Source organism: Nocardioides sp. NPDC058538, assembly GCF_042719275.1.
Taxonomy (GTDB): Bacteria; Actinomycetota; Actinomycetes; order Propionibacteriales; family Nocardioidaceae; genus Nocardioides.
Window position 1 is genome coordinate 41,718 of the sequence record NZ_JBHXNY010000024.1, and the last position, 16,911, is coordinate 58,628.

The following is a 16,911-nucleotide window of genomic DNA, read 5'->3' on the forward strand; positions in this document are numbered from 1 at the left end:
CGGGATCAAAGGGTTTTCCCGCTGGTTGAGCCGCTAGGCGGCTCCGAAGTGGCCTTCGACCAGCGATCAGGCGACGGGCTCCTCTTCCACCAGCGGATGACTGAACTGCGACTGGTAGAGCTCGGCGTACGCACCCTTCGCCTCGAGCAGCTCGGCATGGTTGCCCTGCTCGACGATCGCGCCGTCGCGCATGACCAGGATCAGGTCGGCGTCGCGGATCGTGGAGAGCCGGTGGGCGATCACGAACGACGTACGGTCCGAGCGCAGTGCCGCCATGGCATGCTGCAGGAGCAGCTCGGTGCGAGTGTCGACCGAGGAGGTCGCCTCGTCGAGGATCAGCAGCGACGGCTCGGAAAGGAAGGCCCTCGCGATGGTGATCAGCTGCCGCTCGCCCGCCGAGAGGTTGCCGCCCTCGTCGGTGATCAGGGTGTCGTAGCCATCCGGCAGCGAGTGCACGAACCTGTCGACGTACGTCGCCCGGGCCGCCTCGAGGAGCTCCTCCTCGGTCGCGTCCGGCCGGCCGTAGCGGATGTTGTCGCGGATCGTACCTTCGAAGAGCCAGGTGTCCTGGAGCACCATGCCCGTGCGTTCACGCAGGTCGGAACGGGGAATCGAGGCGATGTCGGCGCCATCGAGGGTGATCTGGCCGGCATCGAGCTCATAGAACCTCATGATCAGGTTGACCAGGGTGGTCTTGCCGGCGCCGGTGGGGCCGACGATCGCGACGGTCTGCCCGGGACGGGCCACCAGGGACAGGTCCTCGATGAGCGGCCTGTCCTTGTCGTAGGAGAAGCTCACGTGCTCGAACCGGACCTCGCCTGCATCTGCGCCGTATGCCGAAGCGGAGCCCGAGGCGATCAGGTCTGTCCGGGGAGCGCCGACATCGGGCGTCTGCTCCTCGGCGTCGAGCAGCTCGAAGACCCGCTCGGCCGAGGCGACGCCCGACTGGAGCAGGTTCATCATCGAGGCGAGGGTGGTGATCGGCTGGGTGAACTGGCGCGAGTACTGGATGAAGGCCTGCAGCTCACCCAGGCTCAGGGCCCCACTGGCGACGCGGAGGGACCCGACCACGCAGACCACCACGAACATCAGGTTGCCGACGAACATCATCAACGGCATCAGGATCCCGCTGATGAACTGTGCCTTGAAGGATGCGGCGAAGAGCTTGTCGTTCTCCTCGGCAAAGGTCTTCTCGACCTCCTCCTGACGTCCGAAGACCTTGACCAGGTCGTGGCCGGAGAAGGTCTCCTCGATGTGGCCGTTGAGCTTGCCGGTGTGGCGCCACTGGGCAACGAACTGGCCCTGCGACCGCTTCATCACCGCGCTGGTCACCGCCAGCGAGACCGGCACCGCGAGCAGCGCGATCAGGGCCAGCATCGGGCTGATCCAGAACATCATGAACAAGACCGTGACCAGCGTGAACAGAGCGGTCAGCACCTGGCTGAAGGTCTGCTGCAGAGTCTGGCTGATGTTGTCGATGTCGTTGGTGACGCGGCTGAGCAGCTCGCCTCGCGGCTGCTTGTCGAAGTAGGACAGCGGGACGCTGTGGACCTTCTTCTCGACGTCCTCGCGCAGGCCCTTCACGGTGCCCTGGACGACCGAGTTGAGGATCCAGCCCTGCACGAAGGAGAGCAGGGAGGCGACGAGGTAGACGGCGAGCACCACGAGCAGCGCGCTGCGCAGGGCGTCGAAGTCGACGCCCTGGCCCGGGTTGACGTACTCCATCCCGGAGAGCATGTCCGCGAGCTTGTCGTCGCCCTGGGCACGCAGACCCTCGACCGCCTCCTCCTGGGTGACCCCCGCCGGCAGCTCCCTGGAGAAGACGCCGCCGAAGATGATGTTGGTGGCCTTGCCCAGCAGCCACGGACCCAGCGACATCAGCGTGACGCTGACCGCGGCCAGGCCGATGGTGGCGAAGGCGTGGACCTTGTAGGGCGCCATCCGGCGCAGCAGCCGCTTGGCCGAGGGGACGAAGTTCATCGCCTTGTCCCCCACCGCGCCGCCTGCGCCCATCGGGCCGGGGCCGCCCTGGGGACGTACGATCCGCTCGGTCTTCTTCATCTGGCCATCTGTCTGGCCATCTGTCTCGCTGGTGTTCTGGTCGCTCATGCTGCCGCCTCCTCTGCGCTGAGCTGGGAGGAGACGATCTCCTGGTAGGTGGCGTTGCCGGCGAGGAGCTCCTCGTGGGTGCCCTCGCCGACGATGGCGCCGTCCTCGAGCACGAGGATCTTGTCGGCGTCGCGGATGGTGGAGACCCGCTGGGCGACCACGATGACCGTGGAGTTGCGGGTCTCGGGGGCGAGCGCCGCGCGGAGGCGGGCGTCGGTGGCGACGTCGAGCGCGGAGAACGAGTCGTCGAAGAGATAGATGTCGGGCCTCCTCACCAGCGCCCGGGCGATGGCCAGACGTTGCCGCTGACCACCGGAGACGTTGGTGCCGCCCTGGTCGATCTCGGCGTCGAGGCCGGTGCCGTCCTCGGGGGCCATCCGCTCCACGAAGTCACGCGCCTGGGCGACCTCGAGGGCATGCCAGAGCTCCTCGTCGGTGGCGTCCGGCTTGCCGTGGAGCAGGTTGGAGCGGACGGTGCCGGTGAAGAGGAACGCCTTCTGCGGCACCAGCCCGAGGGAGCTGCGCAGGGTGGCCGGGTCGAGGTCGCGTACGTCGATCCCACCCACGCGGACGACACCTGCGGTCGCGTCGAAGAGCCGCGGGATGAGGCCGAGGAGGGTCGTCTTGCCTGCACCGGTGGAGCCGATGATCGCGACGGTCTGCCCGGGCCGGGCCTCGAAGGTGAGGTCGTGGAGGACGGGGTGGTCCGCGCCGGGGTAGGTGAAGCCGGCTCCGCTCAGGTCGACGTACCCGTGCCGGGAGATCTCCGTGACGCCTGCCGCCGGCGGGGTCACGCTGGTCTCGGTGTCGAGAACCTCGGCGATGCGGTCGGCGCAGACGGCGGCGCGTGGCACCTGCATGAGCATGAAGGTGCCCATCATGATCGACATCAGGATCTGCATCAGGTACTGCAGGAAGGCGGTCAGCGGGCCGACCTGCATCAACCCGTTGTCGACCCGGATGCCGCCGAACCAGATCACCGCGACGCTGGCGACGTTGATGACGAGCATCATCAGCGGGAACATCGTCGACATCCAGCGCCCGGCCCGCAGCGCGACGTCGGTGAGCTCGTCGTTGGCCTCCGCGAAGCGCTCGGTCTCCTGACGCTCGCGTACGAATGCCCGGATCACCCGGATGCCGGTGATCTGCTCGCGCAGGATGCGGTTGACCGCGTCGATGCGCTCCTGCACCTTGCGGAAGTTGGGGACCATGCCGCGTACGACCACGGTCATGGAGATGAGCAGCACGGGGATGACGACCGCGAGCAGCCAGGAGAGCCCGGCGTCCACACGGATCGCCATCGCGACGCCGCCGACCATCATCATCGGCACCATCACCGCGAGCGTGCAGGTGAGCACGGCGAGCATCTGGACCTGCTGGACGTCGTTCGTGGTCCGGGTGATCAGCGACGGGGCGCCGAAGCGGCCGACCTCGCGAGCGAGCGCTGAACGAGCCGACCTTCGCGAAGATCGCCGCCCGCAGGTCGCGACCGAAGCTCATCGAGCTGCGTGCGGCGAAGTAGACGCTGACGATCGAGGCGAGGATCTGCACGAACGCGACGCCGAGCATGATCGCGCCGATCCTCATGATGTAACCGGTGTCGCCCTCGGCCACGCCCTTGTCGATGATGTCGGCGTTCAGGCTGGGCAGCAGCATGAAGGCCGACGTCGAGATGAGCTGCAGGATCGCGATGACGACCAGGAATCGCTTGTACGGGAGCAGGTAGTCCCGCAGCAGTCGGAGAAGCATTCAGGGGGTCTCTCTGAGAAGGCTGTGCTCAATGAGAATGCCACCGAGCAGCACGTCGATGACGTCCTCGCTGCTCAACGGCTGGTTCGTTCGGGTCATGCCGGGGAGCCAGGCCCCGATCGTGAGGCTGCGCAGCACCAGCGCGGCCTTTCGCGGTGGCAGCCGGAGCTCGCTCTCGTGTGGCTCGAAGACGAGCCGCGCCAGATTGTCAACGAGGGCCTTGTTGGCCTCGACGACGAACTTGGGCGGCCCATGACGCAGACGTACGCCTTCCCGATCCGGCTCCTCGAAGACAACGGAGCGCACCGCCATCATGATGAGCAGACCTCGCTGCGTAGTCTCTGCCAGCAGGTCGATGACGGCGCGGAGCTTGTCCTCGATGTCGGGCCTCCCCTCGATGACTTCCGCGATGGACTGGCCGGGCCGTGCCGAATCGAAGGCGCCCTCCGCCACTGCCCGGTAGAGCTCCCGCTTGTCGCGGAAGTGCCGGAAGATCGTGCCTTCGGCGACTCCGGCCGCCTCGGCGATGAGCCTGGTCGTTGTTGCCGTGCCGTGCTCGATCAGCAGCGTCTCGGTCGCCGCGATGATCGCGGCGCGCCGGTCAGCTGCGGGAATCGGCTTGGCCCGCGTACGTCGTTCGTCCACGTCGACCAGGGTAAGTGAGTGAGCACTCACTCACAAACCTAATTATGGGTCAGTGCTCCTGCCAAACCCTGTTCGACCCGATGCGGACTAGGGCATGCTGGGCCCACTGTCGGGCCGACAAGGGCCGTGACAGCGGTGGTCCCGACAATCTCGACCACCGAATCCGGAATGGAGACAGCATGCGTAGGTTGTTGACAGGCGCGGCCGCAGTCGCGCTGGGGGTCACCGGCACCCTCGTCATGGCGAACTCGGGCAACGCCACCTCTGACCAGGAGGTCCGCTATGTCGTGGCATATGCCGAGGGATCCTCGGCCGCCAGCGCCCGTGCCGCGGTGAAGGCCGCGGGGGGCGAGATCGTCTCGGAGAACAGTGCCATCGGAGTCGCGACGGTCACCGCAGGTGAGGGATTCGCCGAGGCGGCCAACGCCTCGAAGGCCCTCGTCGGCGCGGCCCAGGACAGGATCGTGGGCGCCACGACTCCTGACGCGGCCAGCAAGGCCCGCAAGCAGGAGGTGTCGAAGGTCGAGACCGAGTTCCGCAGCGGCACCAAGGGCACCGGGCCCAAGGCGCCGAAGCCCAGGGGCAAGACCGAGCCGCTCTCCGGTCTGCAGTGGGACATGAAGCAGATCGACGCCGCGGCGGCCAACAAGACCGAGCGCGGCAAGGGTGTCCGTGTCGGCATCCTGGACACCGGTGTCGACGGGTCGCACCCCGACATCGCGCCCAACTTCGACGCAAGGCTGAGCCGCAACTTCACCACCGACATCCCGGTCGACGCCAACGGCGCCGTGGTCGACGGTCCGTGCGAGGACGAGCCCGACGCGTCCTGCAGCGACGCGGCCGACGTCGACGAGAACGGTCACGGCACCCACGTCGCCTCTACCATCGCCTCGCCGGTCAACGGCGTCGGCATCTCCGGCGTCGCCCCGCAGGCCGACATCGTCAACCTGCGCGCCGGCCAGGACTCCGGCTACTTCTTCCTGCAGCCGTCGGTCGACGCGCTGACCTACGCCGGCCGCAACGGCATCGACGTGGTCAACATGAGCTACTACGTCGACCCGTGGCTGTTCAACTGCACCAACCACCCGGCCGACTCCGCGGCGGACCAGGCCGAGCAGGTCACGATCATCACCGCGATGCAGCGTGCCCTCGACTACGCCCGCACCCGTGGCGTCACCCTCGTAGCGGCCGCCGGCAACCAGGCGATCGACTACACCAAGCCGCAGACCGACGCGAGCAGCCCCGACTACGCCAGCGAGCCCGGCGAGGCCGCCTACGTCCGTGACCTGCTCGACCCGGAGTCGTGCGTCTCGATGCCCACCGAGGGCAACGGGGTCATCGCGGTCAGCTCCACCGGTCCGTCCGAGCGCAAGTCCTACTACTCCAGCTACGGCGACGGCTTCGTCGACGTCGCGGCGCCTGGTGGGGATGCGTACGACACTGCGGACGGCACGCGCGACTTCGCCGCGACCATCCTGGCCGCCTACCCGTACGACCTGGGTGTGGCCGAGGGCGCGATCGACCCGGCGACCGGCGAGGTCCTGGTGCCGTGGGCGGTCGCGGACTGCTCCAGCGGTGAGTGCTCCTACTACCAGTATCTGCAGGGCACCTCGATGGCCTCCCCGCACGCTGCTGGTGTGGCCGCGCTGATCGTCGGCGAGTACGGCAGCCGCGACTTCTCCGGCAAGACCCTCTCGCCCAAGAAGGTCGAGAAGATCCTGCTCAAGTCGGCCACCGACAAGGCCTGCCCCGTCCCGGCGGACTTCACCTACGTACGCCACCTGCCCAACGGCACGACGGCGACCTCCACCCACACCTGTGAGGGTGGCAAGGCACCGAACGGCTTCTACGGCAGCGGCATCGTCGACGCCAAGGCGGCGGTCGGTCACTGACCCTCGTCCCACCTGCGAAGGGCCCGGATGCTCATCTCGAGCATCCGGGTCCTTCCCGTCCCATAGGGTTCGGCCATGCAGAGTTGGTTGGTGGCGCACTGGGTCGAGATCGCGGGGGTCGTCACCGGGGCGGCGTGCGTGATCCTGGCGGCGCGGCGGAGCATGTGGACGTACCCGATCGGGATCGCGAACACCGCGCTCTACCTGGTGGTCTTCGCCGAGAGTGCGCTCTACGCCGACGCGGCTCTGCAGATCATGTTCATGGTGCTCTCGGTGACCGGCTGGGTCGACTGGGCCATGGCCCGGCGGCGGGAGTCGGAGGCCCAGCTGCGCCGCGACGAGGCGTTCGTCGGGATCGCCTCGGGCCGGACGCTGCTGCTCCTGGCGCTGGGGTTCGTGGTGGCGCTGGCGGCGATCGCGTACGTCCTGTTCGCCTTCACCGACTCCACGACCGAGCTTCCCGACGCCACGGTGACCGCGGGCAGCGTGATCGCGCAGATCATGCTCAACCGCCGCTGGTGGCAGTGCTGGCTGGTCTGGCTGGCGGTCGACGTCGTCTCCGTCGGCCTGTACGCCTACAAGGGGCTGTGGCCGACCGCCGTGCTCTACCTCGGCTTCTGCGTGATCGTCCTGGTCGCGCTGCGGGACTGGCGCCGGGTGCTGGTCGACCAGCGCGAGCCGGAGGTCGCGGGTGTCTGAGCCACACCTCTCTGAGAAGACGTACGGGCACGGTCTGGTCCTCGGAAAGTTCTACCCGTTCCACGCCGGCCACCAGGCGCTCATCCGCGCGGCGCTGCGGGCATGTGACCGGGTCACCGTCGAGCTCCTCGGCTCGCAGGTGGAGACCATCCCGCTCGAGGTGCGCGCGGAGTGGCTGCGCGAGGAGCACCCGACCGCCCACGTGGTGGCCGCGATGGACGAGGCCCGGGTCGACTTCGACGACCCGGCTGCCTGGGACGAGCACATGGTCGTCATCTCCGAGCTGCTCCCGGGCCCGGTCGACGCGGTCTTCTCCTCCGACGCCTACGGCGAGGAGCTCGCCCGGCGGCTGGACGCGACCTGGGTCCAGGTCGATCCCGGGCGGGTGTTCAACCCGGTCTCCGGCACCGCCGTACGCCCCGACCTGACCGAGCACTGGGCCGAGCTGCCGGCTCCGGTCCGCGCCTGGCTCACCGAGCGGGTCGTGGTGCTCGGCGCGGAGTCGACCGGGACCACGACGCTGGCCGAGAGGCTCGCCGCCGACCTGGGCACCCACTGCGTCCCGGAGTACGGCCGACTCTGGTCCGAAATCCGCCCCGGCGGCCTGTTCGCCCCCTGGCGCAGTGACGAGTTCGACCTCATCGTCGACCGGCAGATCGGCTGGGAGGACGCCGCCCGGAGGCGGGTGCCGAAGCCGGTCCTGGTCTGCGACACCGACGTGCTGGCGACGACGCTGTGGCACGAGCGCTACGTCGGCCCGACCCCTGTCCATCTCCTCGAGCGCGCGGCCGCGCATCGGCCGGTCGCGTACGTCCTGACCGGGGACGAGATCCCGTTCGTGCAGGATGGGATGCGCGACGGTGAGCACGTCCGGCACGGGATGCAGGAGCGGTTCCGCGAGATGCTGGCCGAGCAGTCGGTGCCTTGGATCGAGGTCCGCGGCAGCGTGGAGGATCGGCTCGCTGCCACCACAGAGTTCCTCGAGCCGCTGCTCGGGCGAAGCAACCGGATCGGCCCGTCATTGGAGGAGCTGGGTAGATGAGCGAGCGTGACCGCTGGCAGAAGACCTCGGCGTCGCCGACCGTGCCACACGTCCAGCACGGCGGGCCGCGCGACGGGCTCACCGCCGCCGACCTCTTCCGGTCCCCGGACGAGACCGTCGACCTGGACGAGAAGCTGCGGCGTACGTATTTCTGGCTGGTCAACAAGGCGGTGATCTCGCCGTTCTACGACGTCGAGTTCGACGCCGCGAAGGCCAACCGGTTCCCGCTCGGCGATGCCGGGGCGGAGATCACGCTGCCGACCCAGCCGGCCTACTCCTCCAACGTGCTGCTGCCGCTGCTCACCTTCGCGGTCGGCGGGAAGTGCCTGATGATCGGCGGGCCCGGCCGGGGCAAGACGACGCTCGCGGTGCTGATGGGGGTGCTGTCCGGGGCGACCCCGGAGGACGTACGCCGCCACCTCCAGCAGGGGCAGCCGCAGCTGACCGTGTCAGATCTGGTCGGGCTGCCGCTGCCGCGCGACCTCGTCAGCGCGGGGTCGCTGGCGGAGATCACGATCGCCTGGAAGTCCTGGCTGACCCGTTGCGTCAAGATCGTCGACGAGTACAACCGCATCCCCACCAAGACCCAGTCGGCGCTGCTCACCATGGTCGCCGAGGGCTATGTGGAGAGCCACGACCAGCTGCGCCGGACGGCCCCGGACGAGGGTGTCGAGAGCTGGTTCTTCACCGCCAACGACGACTCCGGCGGCGGCACCTTCCAGGTCATCCAGGCCCTCAAGGACCGGCTCGACGTCACCGTGCAGGCGTTCGGCTTCAACGGCCGCTTCTTCGACGAGCTGGTCACCCGGGTCGAGGCCGGCGAGCGGCCGGAGGAGCACGTGCCGTCATCCCTGGTCTTCTCCGCCGACGAGCAGACGACGATGCTGGCCGCCATCCGGGCGGTCCCGCTGCCCGCAGACGTACGCCGGAAGCTGGAGTACTTCACCGGACAGTTCGAGTTCGTGCAGCACGGCGGGCGGCGGTTCGAGTACCGCACCAAGGACGTCGTCGCGACCGCCGGCGGGGACGTGAGCGCGGTCATCGACGCCAACTCCGGCGCCGACCTGGTCGTCGACCTCGGCGCGCAGACCCTGAACGGCCTCTCCGTGCGGGCGCTGCAGACCCTGATCCTGTACGCCAAGGCCTCGGCCTGGTTCCGCTGCGCCTCGTCCGTCGGGCTCGACGACGTGCGCGCGATGGTGCCGTTCGTGCTCCGCGGCAAGCTGCTGCCCAACCCGCAGCACCCGCGGTTCGAAGCCGGCGACAAGGAGCTCGCCCACGACCCGGCCTCCTGGCTCGTCGACCTCTTCGACACCGCGATGAAGCAGTTCGTCGCACTCGGCCTCGACGCTGCCGATCCCGTCGGCGACCTGCTCGCCGAGCTCGGCGGCGGGCTGGACGGGCTCGACCGGCTGACCGTCTCGCAGCGGCTGACCCGGATCGAGTCGGAGGTCGGCCGGATCTCCAAGGTCGGCAAGATCTACGGCCGCGACTACGACGATCTGGTCGCGCTGAAGTATCTCCACCAGCGCTACTCCAACTACCTCCACTGGCTGGAGGGGAAGTGATCCGGCGTCCCGGACACTCGGTGAATGCCCCGCTCCGGCTCGGTGCGGCGTCGTTGCCTGCTGTGGCTGGTCTCGATCTCGATCTCACTGCCGCCAACGTCGCGCGCTGGGGCGGGGATCAGGGCCTGTACGCCGCGTTCCTGGGCGCCGGGCTGGCGGCTCCGTCCGCGGATGTTCACCGAGATACCTCGGTGAACGATCCGGGGCTCCTCCAGGATCTCGCCGCAGTCGCAGCATGGCGAGCAGGCGTGATCGGGCTGCGTACGGACGCGCTCCGCGCGGTCGCCGACCTCGCGGATGCCGGGCTGACCGACGCGGTCGGCGCGACGCTAGGGATGCTGGGCACCGACGTGGCCGGATTCGCCGAGGGGCAGCGTACGGACCGGTTCTTCTGGCCCGCCTGGCAGAACCTCGGCCGCGCCTATCTCCTGGCAAGGATCGGCGGGTTCGCCGGGCTGGGCGGGCCCTGGCTGGCGCACCCCGGCGACGTGATCGCGGCGGGTGAGGGGCGGTGGCTGGTCGAGGTCGGCGAGGAGCTGTGGCAGGTCGACGCCGATCTGTTCGGCCACTCGGTCTCGCTCGCCGGCGAGGAGCCCTCCGACGATCCGGTCGACACCCCGCGCGTCCGGGTGGTCAGTGTGCCCACGTCCTACCTGCTCGAGGTCGTGCGGGAGGCCGCGTGACGGCGCCGACCGCAGCGGAGCGCGAAGCCTGGGAGGCGGCCCTCGGCCTGTGGGGAGTGGACCTCCATGACCCGGTCGTGCACACCCGCTCCAACGAGGGCAGCTTCGCCTGGTTCGGGTTCCCGCCCGAGGTCAACGTCGACCCCGGCGAGCTCGCCCGCCACGGCGCAGAAGGGCATCTGACCAGCGTCTTCGCTCACGAGATCGGCCATCACGTGCTCTCCCCGAGCACCCGGGTCGACTCGCTGAAGATCCGTCAGCAGATGGCGCGGGTGATCGATCTCTACGACCGGCAGCACCGCCTCGACCTGGTCGCCGCGAGCGGGTTCTGCGCCAACCTGTGGTCCGACATGCTGATCAACGATCGGGTGATGCAGCTGCAGCGCGCCCGGCTCGCCCCGGACGAGACCCCCGACATGGTGCAGCTCACCCGGGCCCTCGCGGCGCCTGCACTGGCCAAGGGTCTGCGCGGCGCGGAGGACAACGAGCTGTGGTGGGTGGTGCAGCGGGCGTACGAGGTCCTCTGGCGGCTGCCCGAGGGCGACCTCGCCTGGCCCGAGCCGCCGATGCGGTGGAAGTCGGACTATGAGCAACAGCTCCGCAACGCCCGGCGCCGCCTGCACGGCTCTGAGTCGAAGCAGCGGAACGAGGCCTATCAGGCCAAACGGGAGGTCGCCGAGCTCGAGTACGACCCACGAGCGGGCCTCGACCCGGCTCACGACGCGACGACGGTGGCCGACGTGGTGCGTACGCTCGCTGCCGACCCGGTCAGCGGCGCGGTGCCCTGGGCGATGGTGATGGCGCCCTACCTGCTGCTGGGCTTCAAGAGCAGCGGGTGTCACGAGGACTCACCGGGCGCACCCAGCGCGGCCGAGCTCGCCGGAGCGATCGGCGACCCGCGACTGCAGACGCCGTTGGTGCATCCCGACGACGCCGAGGTCGTCCTTGCGGACGGCGACGCCGCGGCCGCCTCCGACGCCAGCGGACAGGCGCTCGGACTGGCCCGGACGCTGGAGCTGATGGCCGGCGCCGACCCCAACGCGGTGATGGCGGCCTGGTACGAGGCCGAGGCCCGCCCACACGTAGCGCCCCTGGTCCAGCGCGGGCTCGCTCCCGCCGGGCCGGCGATCCCCGGTCCCTTGGAGGAATGGGAGCTCGGCGACGACCTCGCCGACCTGGACTGGCCGGCCACGCTGACCACGGGCGCGGTGTTCGTGCCGGGCGTGACCACCCGGCGGCGTACGTTCATCGCGGACGAGCCCGAGCCGGCGTACGAGCCGGTCCTGCTCGATCTCTACCTCGACTCCTCGGGGTCGATGACGAACCCGCAGCGCGGTTCGGCCGCGATCGTCGCCGGGACGATCCTGTCGCTCTCGGTGCTGCGCGGCGGCGGGCGGGTGCGGGTCACCTCGTGGAGCTCGGCCGGCCAGGTCGCCGGCGACAGCGCCTACACCCGCGACCGGGTCGAGATCATGCGCCAGCTGACCACCTTCTTCGGGGGCGGCACGACCTTTCCCCTGGACCTCTTGCGTGCCCGCTATCCCGAGAACGACCGGCGGCCGGCCGAGGGCCAGCGCCACCTCGTGGTGCTCTCCGACGCCGGGCTGGACACGTTCTTGGGCCGCGGCCAGGAGGAGTACGCCGACGTCGCACCCGCCGTGCGGCGCGTGATCGACACCGGGTCACTGATGATCATCGGACACTGGCGCGGGCAGTCGCGCGAGCAGGCCGAGCGGCTCGGCTACGACGTCGCTGAGATCCCGGACGTGATGCAGGCACCCGCGGCATGCGCGGCGCTCGCCGCCCGGATCGCCGTCTACACCCCAGAAGGAGCAACCCGTGGCTGACGAGGAGCTGTTCGAGGCCTGGCTCGACGAGGAGCTCGATCTCGACGCCGCCTGGAACGGGCTGGCGCCGGGACCATCCGTCGACGAGGTGATGGCCCGGATCTCGACCACGCCGTCGTGGTTCCTCGACGACGCCGTCGACATCGTGGCCCTTGCCGGCGACGTTCTCGACACCTCGGGCGGGCAGTTCATCGCGGCCGCCCGGAGGGTGGCCGCGACCGCGAAACCGGTCGCGCGCCAGGGAGCCGGGGTCGTCCTGTGGCTGGTCGCCTCGCAGGAGCTGGCCGGACCGCTCTCGGCCGCGCTGCGCGAGGACCGGTTCGACCGGGCGCTGCTGACGCTCTCGCTGCGCCTGGCCGCGGTCGTCGAACCGCAACGCTGGGTCGAGGAGGCCGAGCGCCGCGAGGAGGCGGCGCGGACCTTCCTGCTGTGGAACGGGCAGCTGCCGGCGCGAGAGGACGAGCGCAACGCCCGGGCCCTGTTGTCGCGCCTCGACTCCGCCGCCCGCGCCGAGGCGCTCGAACGGGCCCGGCGCGACCGGGAGCACCGCTCCGAGATCCGGCGGCGTCTGGAGGACGCGCGAGCGCGTGAGGCCGCCAGCCGTTACAGCCCGGAGTGACCATGAGCGAGACACAGGACCCGCTTGACCTGGCCGAATACACCCCGATGGCCTCGGCCGCCCTCACCGACGTCGAACGCTGGCCGGGGCTCTCGGCTGCCGGATCCGCGCGGCTGGCCGCGGCGGACGACCATCCCGCGGCGCCCGTCTGGCGGCATCGGGTCGGCCACCGGCTCACTCCGGCCGAGCAGAAGGCGGCCCGGTCACAGCTTCCGCTCGCGGGCTGGCTGGAGCAGCACCTGGCGGTGGCGCGGTCACTGCCTGCGTACCGTCGGCATCAGGGGACGCTCGACACCCTCAGTGAGTTTCCGCTGATCAGCAGGCAGAACCTGGTCGAGGACATCGGCGGGTTCGTGCCGCTGGACGCCGACTACGGACGGATGCTGCACGGCACCTCCTCGGGGAGCACCGGGGCGGCGCTGGTGATGCCGGACGACCCCGACGAGCTGGCCCGTGGGTTCCACTGGCTGCGCGACCTGGTCGCCGGACTGACCGGCGGCTGGGCGCCGGATCCGGCTCGTTTCGCCGTGGTGCAGGCCGTGTGGCAGCGCCAGGCGTTCACGTACGTCTCGGTCGCTCCCGGCTTCGGCGAGAGCCTGGTCGCGCGGGTGAACCTTCACCCCGGCGAGTGGCCTCTCGAGAGCCAGCGGGCGTTCCTGAGCGACGCCGACCCGCAGGTGGTCTCCGGCCACCCCACCTCGCTGGAGCACCTCCTCGACCTCCGCGACGTCGTACGCCCGGTCGCGATCATCTCCTCCGCGATGGCCTTGAGCGCGACGCTGCGCGCCGACCTGGAGCGGACCTTCGAGTGCCCGGTGATCGACGTCTACGGACTGCACGAGACCCGGCCGGTGGCGGTCAGCACCGACGGCGGCCCGTTCGTCCTCGCCGACCGCCGGGTGCACGTCGAGATCCTAGGTCCCGACGGCTCCGCGCTCCCCGAGGGCGAGATCGGCGAGATCGTCGTCACTGCAGGTGAGAACGCTTTTCTGCCCCTGGTCCGCTACCGCACCGGCGACACCGGCCGTCTGGTCCGCGTCGACGGGCGCCCCGCCATCGATGCCCTCGAAGGACGCGAGGCCACCGTCTTCACCACCCCGTCCGGCGGCTTGGTCCCCTCCGTCGACCTCACCCAGCATCTTCAGGACGCCGGCGCGCGCGGCTGGTCGGTCGAGCAGGCCGCCGACGGCACCGTGGTCGCGACCATCGCCGGTGGTGACGCCGAGGCGGTCGCCACGCGACTGGGCGCCATGCTCGCCCGCGACGTCACCGTCCGCCGCGTCGACACCCTCGCCGATCTGGGCGACGGTAAGCCCCGCCGCTATCGGTCCCTTCGTGAAGGATCACCCCTCACCCTTCCCGGATGACCGCAACCTGACCCGCGCGGACCAGGTGCGGGCCGCCCTCGTTGTCGGAGAGCAGATCGGTGCCGCGGACGGGGACGATGACCGCCTCGTGGGTGTGGTTGATGACGAAGACGTACGTCCCCTGCTCACCCACCCGCCGGATCGCCTCGACGCCCTCGGGGAGACCGCCGACGACCGGCTTGGTCGTGGTGAAGATCTGGGTGGCCAGGGTGTCGAGAGCCTCGGGGGTGAGCTCGGTGCCGACGTACCAGGCGGTGCCCTTGCCGACGCGTCTGCGCGTGACGGCCGGGTCGCCGGCGCAGTCGCCGGTGGCGTACGCAGCGACGACATCGGCCCCGACGGCGCGGCCGCGCTCGCTCCAGACCGCGCCGGAGCCGTAGGCGGTCAGCGGGATCTCGTCGCCCTCGGGAAGCGGGCAGAACTCCTCGATCCGCACGCCGAGAAGATCGGACAGCGCGCCCGGGTAGCCGCCCAGCCGGATGTGGTCGTGCTCGTCGACGATCCCGGTGAAGTAGGTGGCGACCAGGGTGCCGCCGGCCTCGACGAAGGCGGTGAGCCGGTCGACGGTCCCGTCGGCGAGCAGGTACTGGACCGGCAGCACCACGACGTCGTAGCCCTCGAGCGGTGCGGCCACACCCACGATGTCGACACCGAGGTTGCGGGCCCAGCAGGCCTTGTGCCAGGCCCGGGTGGTCGCCATCGGGTCGACATCGACCGACGGGTGCGAGTCGAAGGTCGCCGCCCACCACGAGTCCCAGTCGAAGACGATCGCGACGCTCGCCTGCTCCACCCGGGTGCCGGCGACCTCCGCGATCGCGGAGAGATCCGCCCCGAGGCGTACGACATCTCGCCAGAGCCGGCTCTCGGTGCCGGCGTGCGGGACCATCGCGGAGTGGAACTTCTCCGCGCCACCGCGCGAGGCACGCCACTGGAAGAAGAGGGCGCCGTCCGCGCCACGCGCGACGTGCTGGAAGGAGTTGCGGCGCATCTCGCCGGCGGTCTTGGCGATGTTGCGCGGCTGCCAGTTGACCGCGGAGGTGGAGTGCTCCATCAGCAGCCACGGCTCGCCGTGGGCCAGCGAGCGGGTCAGGTCGGCGGTCATGGCGAGCTGCGGGGTGCGGTCCTCGTCGGCGGCGTCGAGGTAGTGGTCGTTGGAGACGAGGTCCCCGACATCGACCCAGCTGCGGTAGTCGAGCGACTTGCGGAAGCCCATGAAGTTGGTGGTCAGGGGGTTGGCTGAGTGTGCCCGCACCGCCGCCGCCTCGACCCGGTAGATGTCGCGGATCTCGTCGGAGCAGAACCGCCACCAGTCCAGCTGCTGACCGGGGTTGGCGAAGTTGCCGTAGGAGACCTGTCGCGGCGGCCCGATCTGCTCCCAGCTGGTGTAGCGCTGGCTCCAGAAGGCCGTCGCCCATGCCTCGTTGAGCTTCTCGATCGAGCCGTGACGCTCCTGCAGCCAGCGCCGGAAAGCCACCGCGCTGGCGTCGCAGAAGCAGTGGTCGTTGTGGCAGCCGTACTCGTTGTTGACGTGCCACATCACCACCGCCGGGTGGTCGTCGTACCGCTTGACCAGCTCGCTGATGAGCGTCGTGGCGGCGTCGCGGTAGGCGGTCGACGAGGGACAGTACGCCTGGCGCGCACCGAACGCGCGCGGGTTGCCGATCTGGTCGACGAGCGTCGCCTCCGGATGACGCTCGAGGAACCACGGCGGCGGGCTCGCGGTCGCAGTCGCCAGGTCGACGGCGATCCCGCCCGCGTGCAGCTTGTCGAGCACACGGTCGAGCCAGCCGAAGTCGTACGTCCCGGGCTCGGGCTCGAGCAGGGCCCAGGAGAAGATCCCCACGCTGACCAGGTTGACCCCGGCCTCCCGCATGAGGCGTACGTCCTCGTCCCAGACCTCCTCCGGCCACTGCTCCGGGTTGTAGTCGGCGCCGTAGGCGATCCGTCCGCCGAGCGCCTGGGTGACCTGCTCCATCCCCGTCTCGGGTCCCGTCACGGGGCCAGCCGCTCGGTGCGCCACTTGTCGCCATCGCGCAGGTAGACGAGCCGGTCGTGCATCCGCCCCGGCCGCCCCTGCCAGAACTCCACCCGCTCCGGCTCGACCCGGTAGCCGCCCCACTCCTCGGGCACCGGGACCGGTTGGCCATCGAACTGCGCCTCGATCCGAACGTATGCCTCCTCCAGCTCCTCGCGCCCGGAGACGACGCGGCTCTGGTGGGAGGCGTGCGCGCCGAGCTGGGAGCCGCGCGGACGCTGGGAGAAGTAGGCCTCGACGGCTTCGCTGGAGAGCTCGTGGGCGAGCCCGTCGATGCGTACCTGCCTCTCCAGCGGATGCCACGGGAAGAGCACCGCGCAGCGCGGGTTGTGCGCGAGGTCGGAGCCCTTGCGGGAGGCGGTGTTGGTGAAGAAGGTGAAGCCCTCGGCCGAGAAGCCCTTCAGCAGCACGGTCCGCGACGAGGGCGCGCCGTCGGCCGAGACGGTCGAGACCACCATCGCGTTGGGCTCGACGATGCCCGCGTCCCGAGCCTCGGCGTACCACCTCTCGAACATCAGGAACGGATCGCTCGCGAGGTCGTCCTCGTGCAGCCCGCTGCGGGTGTAGTTCTCTCGTGCTGCCGCCAGCTCAGCCGCCAGATCCATGCCGTCGAGCCTATCTTCTGGGCGGGTGGGGCAGAATGCGGAACGACACTA

General features: G+C 70.0%; 12 protein-coding genes and 1 pseudogene. 8 read left to right on the forward strand and 5 right to left on the reverse strand.

The features are described 5' to 3' along the window. Nucleotides 1-66: 66 nt before the first annotated feature. The 3 genes and pseudogenes from ACFWQC_RS20100 to ACFWQC_RS20110 all read right to left on the reverse strand — a co-directional run bounded on the left by ACFWQC_RS20100 (nt 67) and on the right by ACFWQC_RS20110 (nt 4,503). Nucleotides 67-2,109, reverse strand: coding sequence for an ABC transporter ATP-binding protein (locus tag ACFWQC_RS20100; protein ID WP_378681865.1), 2,043 nt, complete (start codon nt 2,107-2,109; stop codon nt 67-69). Further along, a pseudogene (locus ACFWQC_RS20105) lies at nt 2,106-3,858 on the reverse strand (ABC transporter ATP-binding protein). Before ACFWQC_RS20105 ends, ACFWQC_RS20100 begins: the two are co-directional and overlap by 4 nt. Beyond that, nucleotides 3,859-4,503, reverse strand: coding sequence for a TetR/AcrR family transcriptional regulator (locus ACFWQC_RS20110; RefSeq protein ID WP_378681868.1), 645 nt, complete (start codon nt 4,501-4,503; stop codon nt 3,859-3,861). 179 nt (nt 4,504-4,682) lie between these two features. Between ACFWQC_RS20110 and ACFWQC_RS20115 the strand changes: the two genes are divergently transcribed. The 8 genes from ACFWQC_RS20115 (at nt 4,683) to ACFWQC_RS20150 (ending at nt 14,220) form a co-directional block, all read left to right on the forward strand. After that, nucleotides 4,683-6,395 carry a S8 family serine peptidase gene (locus ACFWQC_RS20115; RefSeq protein WP_378681871.1) on the forward strand — a complete coding sequence of 571 codons (1,713 nt, stop codon included), beginning with the start codon at nt 4,683-4,685 and terminating at the stop codon, nt 6,393-6,395. Nucleotides 6,396-6,470: 75 nt separating this feature from the next. Next, nucleotides 6,471-7,094, forward strand: coding sequence for a nicotinamide riboside transporter PnuC (pnuC, locus tag ACFWQC_RS20120; RefSeq protein ID WP_378681873.1), 624 nt, complete (start codon nt 6,471-6,473; stop codon nt 7,092-7,094). Next, entirely contained in the window at nt 7,087-8,136 is a 1,050-nt protein-coding gene (locus ACFWQC_RS20125; protein ID WP_378681876.1) for an AAA family ATPase, read from the forward strand. The genes pnuC and ACFWQC_RS20125 overlap by 8 nt, the downstream gene beginning before the upstream one ends. Then, nucleotides 8,133-9,704 carry a hypothetical protein gene (locus ACFWQC_RS20130; protein WP_378681879.1) on the forward strand — a complete coding sequence of 524 codons (1,572 nt, stop codon included), beginning with the start codon at nt 8,133-8,135 and terminating at the stop codon, nt 9,702-9,704. The genes ACFWQC_RS20125 and ACFWQC_RS20130 overlap by 4 nt, the downstream gene beginning before the upstream one ends. 20 nt (nt 9,705-9,724) lie before the next feature. Further along, the gene (locus tag ACFWQC_RS20135; protein WP_378681881.1) at nt 9,725-10,387 is read left to right on the forward strand and encodes a hypothetical protein; all 663 of its coding nucleotides are present in this window, start codon (nt 9,725-9,727) and stop codon (nt 10,385-10,387) included. Then, entirely contained in the window at nt 10,384-12,234 is a 1,851-nt protein-coding gene (locus ACFWQC_RS20140) for a hypothetical protein (RefSeq protein WP_378681884.1), read from the forward strand. The genes ACFWQC_RS20135 and ACFWQC_RS20140 overlap by 4 nt, the downstream gene beginning before the upstream one ends. Beyond that, entirely contained in the window at nt 12,227-12,853 is a 627-nt protein-coding gene (locus ACFWQC_RS20145) for a hypothetical protein (RefSeq protein WP_378681887.1), read from the forward strand. Before ACFWQC_RS20140 ends, ACFWQC_RS20145 begins: the two co-directional genes overlap by 8 nt. 2 nt (nt 12,854-12,855) lie before the next feature. Further along, nucleotides 12,856-14,220 (forward strand): hypothetical protein, encoded by a 1,365-nt coding sequence (locus ACFWQC_RS20150; RefSeq protein WP_378681890.1) that lies wholly within the window; start codon nt 12,856-12,858, stop codon nt 14,218-14,220. On the opposite strand, the gene ACFWQC_RS20155 is transcribed toward ACFWQC_RS20150, so the two are convergent. Together ACFWQC_RS20155 and pdxH are read right to left on the reverse strand one after the other, a co-directional pair. Further along, nucleotides 14,204-16,216 (reverse strand): beta-galactosidase, encoded by a 2,013-nt coding sequence (locus ACFWQC_RS20155; protein WP_378681892.1) that lies wholly within the window; start codon nt 16,214-16,216, stop codon nt 14,204-14,206. The two genes, ACFWQC_RS20150 and ACFWQC_RS20155, sit on opposite strands and share 17 nt — an antisense overlap. Next, the gene (pdxH, locus tag ACFWQC_RS20160; protein ID WP_378681894.1) at nt 16,213-16,860 is read right to left on the reverse strand and encodes a pyridoxamine 5'-phosphate oxidase; all 648 of its coding nucleotides are present in this window, start codon (nt 16,858-16,860) and stop codon (nt 16,213-16,215) included. The genes ACFWQC_RS20155 and pdxH overlap by 4 nt, the downstream gene beginning before the upstream one ends. Between the last annotated feature and the right edge of the window lie 51 nt (nt 16,861-16,911).

What these genes read in the sequence shown, in the direction of transcription:
- pnuC (WP_378681873.1), top strand. Translation starts at nt 6,471, where the DNA reads ATGCAGAGTTGGTTGGTGGCGCACTGGGTCGAGATCGCGGGGGTCGTC.
- pdxH (WP_378681894.1), bottom strand. Translation starts at nt 16,860, where the DNA reads ATGGATCTGGCGGCTGAGCTGGCGGCAGCACGAGAGAACTACACCCGC.
- ACFWQC_RS20100 (WP_378681865.1), bottom strand. Translation starts at nt 2,109, where the DNA reads ATGAGCGACCAGAACACCAGCGAGACAGATGGCCAGACAGATGGCCAG.
- ACFWQC_RS20130 (WP_378681879.1), top strand. Translation starts at nt 8,133, where the DNA reads ATGAGCGAGCGTGACCGCTGGCAGAAGACCTCGGCGTCGCCGACCGTG.
- ACFWQC_RS20150 (WP_378681890.1), top strand. Translation starts at nt 12,856, where the DNA reads ATGAGCGAGACACAGGACCCGCTTGACCTGGCCGAATACACCCCGATG.
- ACFWQC_RS20115 (WP_378681871.1), top strand. Translation starts at nt 4,683, where the DNA reads ATGCGTAGGTTGTTGACAGGCGCGGCCGCAGTCGCGCTGGGGGTCACC.